The sequence below is a fragment of the Gammaproteobacteria bacterium genome, assembly GCA_013214945.1.
Taxonomy (GTDB): Bacteria; Pseudomonadota; Gammaproteobacteria; order Enterobacterales; family Psychrobiaceae; genus Psychrobium.
Window position 1 is genome coordinate 1 of the sequence record JABSRT010000051.1, and the last position, 6,163, is coordinate 6,163.

Sequence of the window (6,163 nt, forward strand, 5' to 3'; positions counted from 1 at the left end):
AATTGTGAAATAGTTTGAGTCATATACGCTCCCTTTACATAAGCCGCATTAGATCACAAAATTAACGGAATTGGTATGAGTTGATGGCTAACGTGGTCAGCCATTGCCAGACTCCTATTCAGTAAAAGGCTCCGTTCTAACGAACGGAGCCTTTTGCGCATCTAGTATTTGGTAAATTACAATGACCGTAAGCGTCTGGCGATCGACACCTAGTGAATGTCAATATTCCATGGCAGTATCGCGTCGATGTCATCGCTTCCATTTGCTAGATGTTCGAAGCAATGCAACAAGTAGTCAAACGGGATGAGACCATTGGCTTTTGCTGTTTCGATAAGACTGTATAAGATGGCGCTGGCGTTTGCACCACTTGCTGTGTTCGAGAACAACCAATTCTTCCTGCCAATAACAAACGGCTTAACCGCTCGCTCAGCACGGTTATTGTCGATGGCCAAGTGACCATTTTCAACATACACTATTAAGCTATTCCATTGATTTCGGCTGTAGCTTATCGCTTTACCAATCGCTGATTTTGGTGGAACTTGCTCAGCGGACTTATCCAGCCATTGCTTAAACTCATTCAGCAGTGGCAGTGATTTAGCTTGACGTGTCGCATATTTTTCTTTCTCCGACTTATCCTTGAGCCCAGTCTCGATGCGATACAACTTTTGAATATGGTTTAACGCCCAATTGGCTTTGCCTGTTTTTCCTTTGGGTTGTGATTGTTCAGCCTCTTTAAATTTCCGGCGAGCATGCGCCATGCAACCTACAAGTGTGGCATCAACTTGATGATAACCAGCATAGCCATCGACTTGTAAAAAACCGTTAAAATCACCCAAGTAATTAACGGGGCACGAACCCGCACGACTATTTTGATAATCGTAAAGTACGATATTAGGGAGACCACTTTCATTAGGCGAGTCGGTGCCTGTGCAATAGACCCACATATAGCATTTTTTCTTATCTTCTTTGATGACTTTAAGCGGTGTTTCATCCGCATGGATAACAGGTTGTTCGAGTAGTAGCTGGTGCAACCGTTCGATGAGTGGTTTAAATAAGTGACTACTTTTTACCATCCATTCACTCATGGTTTTTCGATTGAGGGCAATGGCATATTGTTTAAACATCGATTCCTGTCGGTAAAGTGGTAAACCATATTGATATTTGCTCGTTATGATTTGACTCAGCAAGCTAGGGGTTGCGATACCTTTTGGAATTGGGCTCGCTGGCAATGGCGCTATCTTAACGTCAGTTTTAGTGCCATGTTTCTCACAGCCTCGGCAGCTATACTTTAAACGAACATGCTCGATAACTTTAATTTGTGCTGGGATAAACTCAAGCTTTTCGCTGCGTGACTCGCCCATTTGGTGAAGCGCTTCGCCACAACAGTCGCAAGTTTTCTCATCATCATTAATGTCATGAATGATGACTTCACGTGGTAAATCGGTCGGTAACTTTGAACGGCTTAGGCTTGCGGCGAGTATAACTAATTTGTTGATCAATGACCTCGGTCTTATCGTCTTCAACTTCGGCCTCGTTAAAGAGCTCACCTTGCCCAGAGTGAATTTCGCTACTAGCACCAAAACGCTTTTGTTGCGCTAATCTAAATTGCTCTAATAGGTACTCTATTTTTTCATGACTAGCATCGAGCTCACCTTGAAGTTTCAATATTATTGACTTCAATTTTAGTGGGTCATTAGTGAGTGAATCGATGTTTTTTGTCATGCATTAAGTATAGTGAAAATACCGATAAACGACTGATTTCACTTAGACTAAAACGTGATCAATAAATGCTGCTTATGTTCATATGTTATAAGGATTTTTCGTGATAATGCAGGCCTGATGACCAACGGTATCATAGCCACTTAACAACCATTTGAGTTGTTGTTCGGATAGATTCATGGTTTGCTCACCCTGTTTTGGCCATTTGAATTTTTGCTTTTCTAATCGTTTGTACCACAGTGCAAAGCCTGTGCGATCCCAGTAGAGAATTTTAAGTTTATCGCGCTGCTTGTTACAAAACACAAAAAGCGCCGATGAGTAAACATCCATGGCCAGCTCTTGTTCGACAGTCAACGAGAGACCATTAATGGACTTTCTAAAATCTACGATATCGCGGTGGAGATAAATAATATTTGGCTCAACAAACATCTGCATTATCTCAACTCACGTAGAAGCCTGGATAACCATATCGGATCGTAATCGACTGGCATAGCCAATGTCGAATCACCGAGGGTTAAAGTTAGCTGTTTCGATGGGGATATCTGAGTTTGAACTTTGATAAAGGCCGTTGTTGTTTGAGATACTGATATTTTAGCGCGGTTATTATAGAACGATTTACTGACAAGCTTATTGTCACGACAAAATTGGGCGACGGTGTCGCCGCTTTCGACTTGCTGTGTGATAAGCGCTGGCCAGTCATATTTTTGTTTATGGCTCATGATGATTACTCCAAATTAATGATTGAAGCAATCTAACGATTGGGCGTTGCTAAGTGAAGGTGTGGTTTGGCAGACGCTTACCAATGACCGGTATGATGCCACAGACTTTAAAGCGTGCCGTCGCTGACGAAGTCAGTGCAACAGGGTTAACGGGTTGATGGCTAACGCGGTCAGCCATTGCCAATCACCTATTTAGATAGAGCCGCTGCATTAATTTGCAGCGGCTTTTTCGCGTCTGCAATATAATAATATGGGTGGTAGTCGCTGACGCAGTCAGTGCGAGAGTTAACTCGTAGCCACGGATGGAATGATATAGCTATTGCCAATCACCTTTTTCGTATGTGTGCTAAAAAGTTAGCAAGTTCTAGGTAATCGTTGCTGCACCGAACTCTAAGTCGAAATCAAGAACGGAACAAATGACAATCCGGCTCTAAAATACTTATAGCTTTGCATTGGTAACCTGATATTTTAAGAGAATAAAAATTCTCAAATCTGGTTAAGGATAATTTTGAATCAAACGTTAGCGCTAATCCAAACATTAAAACGACAATTGAGATCGCAAGGTAAAACTTACCAAGATGTTGCAATACATTTAGATTTAAGTGAGGTGTCGATTAAGCGGCTGTTTAAAGACGGCCAAGTTACTGTCGCTCGGCTAGAAAGTATTTGTGATTTTATTGGTTTGTCTTTAATTCAATTAATGCAGTTAACGAATGTTGAGCAAACCACAATCCATTGTTTATCAATAGAGCAAGAACGTGAGATTGTCGAAGATTTGTTATTGCTGTTGGTCACTATTTGCATAGTGAATGGTTATAAATTTGAAGAAATAATTAATCAATACGAGATTAGTGAAACTGACTGTATCCGTAAACTCGCTATATTAGATCGTATAAAAATTATTGAATTATTACCCCACAATCGAATTAAACTTAAAGTAAGCGCAAATTTTAGCTGGTTAGCCAATGGTCCTATCCAGCAGTTTTTTCAGCAGTGTGTTAAAGATGAGTTTTTTCAGAGTAAATTTAATCAAACAACCGAAAGATTACAGGTCACTAATGGTTTACTGTCTGTTGCCAGTAATACTGAAATGCAAAAGAAAATGCAGAAACTCGCTAGTGAGTTTGTCGAACTTAACAAGTCGGATGCCGAGTTAGCGATGGAGCATAAACACGGAACAACGCTCGTTGTTGCGATCAGACAATGGAATTCGAGTTTGTTTAAATGTTTGGAAAAGCAATAAAAGTATCTTATGGTGATACCTATAGTGTGAGCTACAGACACTTTTATTATTAGAGTAGCCGTTGTCTATTTTTCTCATTATAACTGGTGATGAAATTAACTAAGTCATCAGGAGAAAAATATGATTATGCGCCGTTGTACAGCAGGTATGCTCTTTGGTTTATTGGTAATAATCAGTTCAACAGGTAATTGTGCTGGATTGCTGACACCAGTTAACAGCCACTATCAATCGCTAGAAATCAAAAGCCATGATGTTGAAGTTTCAGTTCAGGATGGCTACGTAGTTACTCAAATAATCCAAGTTTTTACAAATCCAAATATGCAAGATCTAGAAGCTAATTATACGTTCCCTGTACCTGAAGATGCGAGTGTTGCTGAGCTGACATATTGGATAAACGGTCAAGCAGTGACTGGTGAAGTTGTAGAGAAGCAACAAGCGAAACAGATTTATCAACAACAGAAAGCAGCAGGTCAACATACAGCCCTAACAGAGCAAGATGATTACAAGTCGTTTAATATTAAAGTATTCCCAGTTCAGGCCAATGATCAAGTGAAAATAAAATTGGTGTATTTTCAACAGATAAAGATCGACACAGCAATGGGGCGTTATGTCTATCCGCTAGAGGAGGGAGGTGTTGAACAAGCCAAAAATTCATTTTGGAACCGCAATGATAAAGTCGCGGAACGTTTTAGTTTTACCATGAATATTGACTCAGGTTACCCACTCGATGGTGTGCGACTACCACAGCAGACTCAAGCTAAGATTGAGAAAATAGATCCACAGCAATGGCGCATAAGCTACGACAATATTAAAGAGCAAGGTAATGAGTCGGCAAGTGTTATACATTTAGATCAGGATGTTGTGGTCTATTGGCGTCATCAGAGTGATCTACCTGGCAGTGTTGACCTGGTGACTTATCGAGCCGAACATCAAGCGCAAGGAACATTTATGCTGACGTTAACACCGGGAGACGACCTAGCAAAAAACTCGGGATCACGTGATTGGATCTTTGTGTTAGACAAGTCGGGCTCAATGAATGACAAGTATGCGACTTTGATTGAAGGGGTTCGTCAAGGTTTAGATAAACTGCCGCAGGGTGATAGATTTAAATTAATAACCTTTAATGATAGTGCGCATGCCGTGACGCCTGGTTATCTTGCAGTGACACCCGCTAATGTTAACCAAGCACTTATGACCATTAACAATCAAGGTGTTGATGGTGGTACTAATTTATATGCAGGCTTAGATTCAGCAATGCAAAACCTAGACAGTGATCGTAGTAGCGCAATTATCTTAGTGACCGACGGCGTTGCTAACGTCGGCGTTACAGAGAAGAAAGACTTTTTAAAACTATTAGAAAGCCGAGATGTCCGCTTATTTAGTTTTATCATGGGCAATAGCGCAAATAGACCATTATTAGAAGGGATGACAAATATCTCAAATGGTTTTTTTGCCAATATTTCAAATGCAGATGACATCATGGGGCAAATTATGCTGGCTACAAGCAAAATGACCCATCAAGCGATGCGTAATGTAACAGTTGATATAGAAGGGCTTAATGTTGACGACCTATCGCCACAACGATTACCGACTCTATATCGGGGGCAGCAACTTATCGTGTTTGGCCATTATACCGGGCAAGGTAATGCAATTATAAAATTGAGCGGTCAAATTAATGGCAAAGCGGTACAGTACCAAACTCAAATTGAATTTCCATTAACCCAGACTAGCAATCCTGAATTAGAGCGTTTATGGGCATATAGTCAAATTAAGGATCTTGAACAGCGTATTGATTACCTCGGTGAAAGCAGCGAATTAAAGCAGTCTATTATCAATTTATCGGTAGAATATGGTTTAGTAACCAACTACACCTCACTGCTTGTGGTTGAGCAGAATGTTTTTGAGCAGCTTGGCATTGTGCAAAATAATAAAGCTCTGGTAGCGCGAGAAGCAATTGCAAAAACTCAGCGCTCAAATTCCAGCAGTAAAAGTAACAGGGTTGATAGCGAACAACCGATGTTTACGAGTAGTAGACCCAGCACAGGTGGGGGATCGTCAGCTCCATTAACAATAATGACGTTAATGCTACTTATTTTAGTGCGCATACGCCAGGCAAGTAATAACTAAAATGCGCTAGCAGAGAACCTAGCAGAGAACCTAGCCGAGATGTTTACTAACATTAAGCCCCTGATATGTGGATATTAGAGGCTTAATGTTAAGTTACAGTGTCGGTTTGCTTCTTTTGTAAGCAAGCGAAATTAATCTGCAAAAAAGCCCTTGCCAACGTCAGGAACTTCCCTATAATGCGCCTCACTGAAACGGGAAAGCAGCTTACTAAGTATCTAATACGAAGCAAGTTACCAAGCGGGTCAGAGAAGATTATAATTTAGTTTAACTTCTTGTTTAAAGAAACTTAAATTAAACGTTGACTTCGAAATGGGAAAGCGTATTATGTGCCTCCCAACGCAACGAACCACAGGGT

General features: G+C 40.7%; 4 protein-coding genes and 1 pseudogene. 2 read left to right on the forward strand and 3 right to left on the reverse strand.

From position 1 onward, the window contains the following. Nucleotides 1-209: 209 nt before the first annotated feature. The 3 genes and pseudogenes from HRU23_20230 to HRU23_20240 all read right to left on the reverse strand — a co-directional run bounded on the left by HRU23_20230 (nt 210) and on the right by HRU23_20240 (nt 2,438). Nucleotides 210-1,722 (reverse strand): annotated as a pseudogene (locus tag HRU23_20230) (IS66 family transposase). 78 nt (nt 1,723-1,800) lie between these two features. Next, nucleotides 1,801-2,148, reverse strand: coding sequence for an IS66 family insertion sequence element accessory protein TnpB (gene tnpB / locus HRU23_20235; protein ID NRA56468.1), 348 nt, complete (start codon nt 2,146-2,148; stop codon nt 1,801-1,803). 5 nt (nt 2,149-2,153) lie between these two features. Beyond that, the gene (locus HRU23_20240) at nt 2,154-2,438 is read right to left on the reverse strand and encodes a hypothetical protein (GenBank protein ID NRA56469.1); all 285 of its coding nucleotides are present in this window, start codon (nt 2,436-2,438) and stop codon (nt 2,154-2,156) included. Nucleotides 2,439-2,946: 508 nt separating this feature from the next. Here HRU23_20240 and HRU23_20245 point away from each other — a divergent pair. Together HRU23_20245 and HRU23_20250 are read left to right on the forward strand one after the other, a co-directional pair. Further along, on the forward strand, nt 2,947-3,681 hold the full coding sequence (locus tag HRU23_20245) for an XRE family transcriptional regulator (GenBank protein ID NRA56470.1): 735 nt from the start codon (nt 2,947-2,949) through the stop codon (nt 3,679-3,681). A gap of 120 nt (nt 3,682-3,801) precedes the next feature. Then, on the forward strand, nt 3,802-5,808 hold the full coding sequence (locus HRU23_20250; GenBank protein NRA56471.1) for a VWA domain-containing protein: 2,007 nt from the start codon (nt 3,802-3,804) through the stop codon (nt 5,806-5,808). Nucleotides 5,809-6,163: the final 355 nt, after the last annotated feature.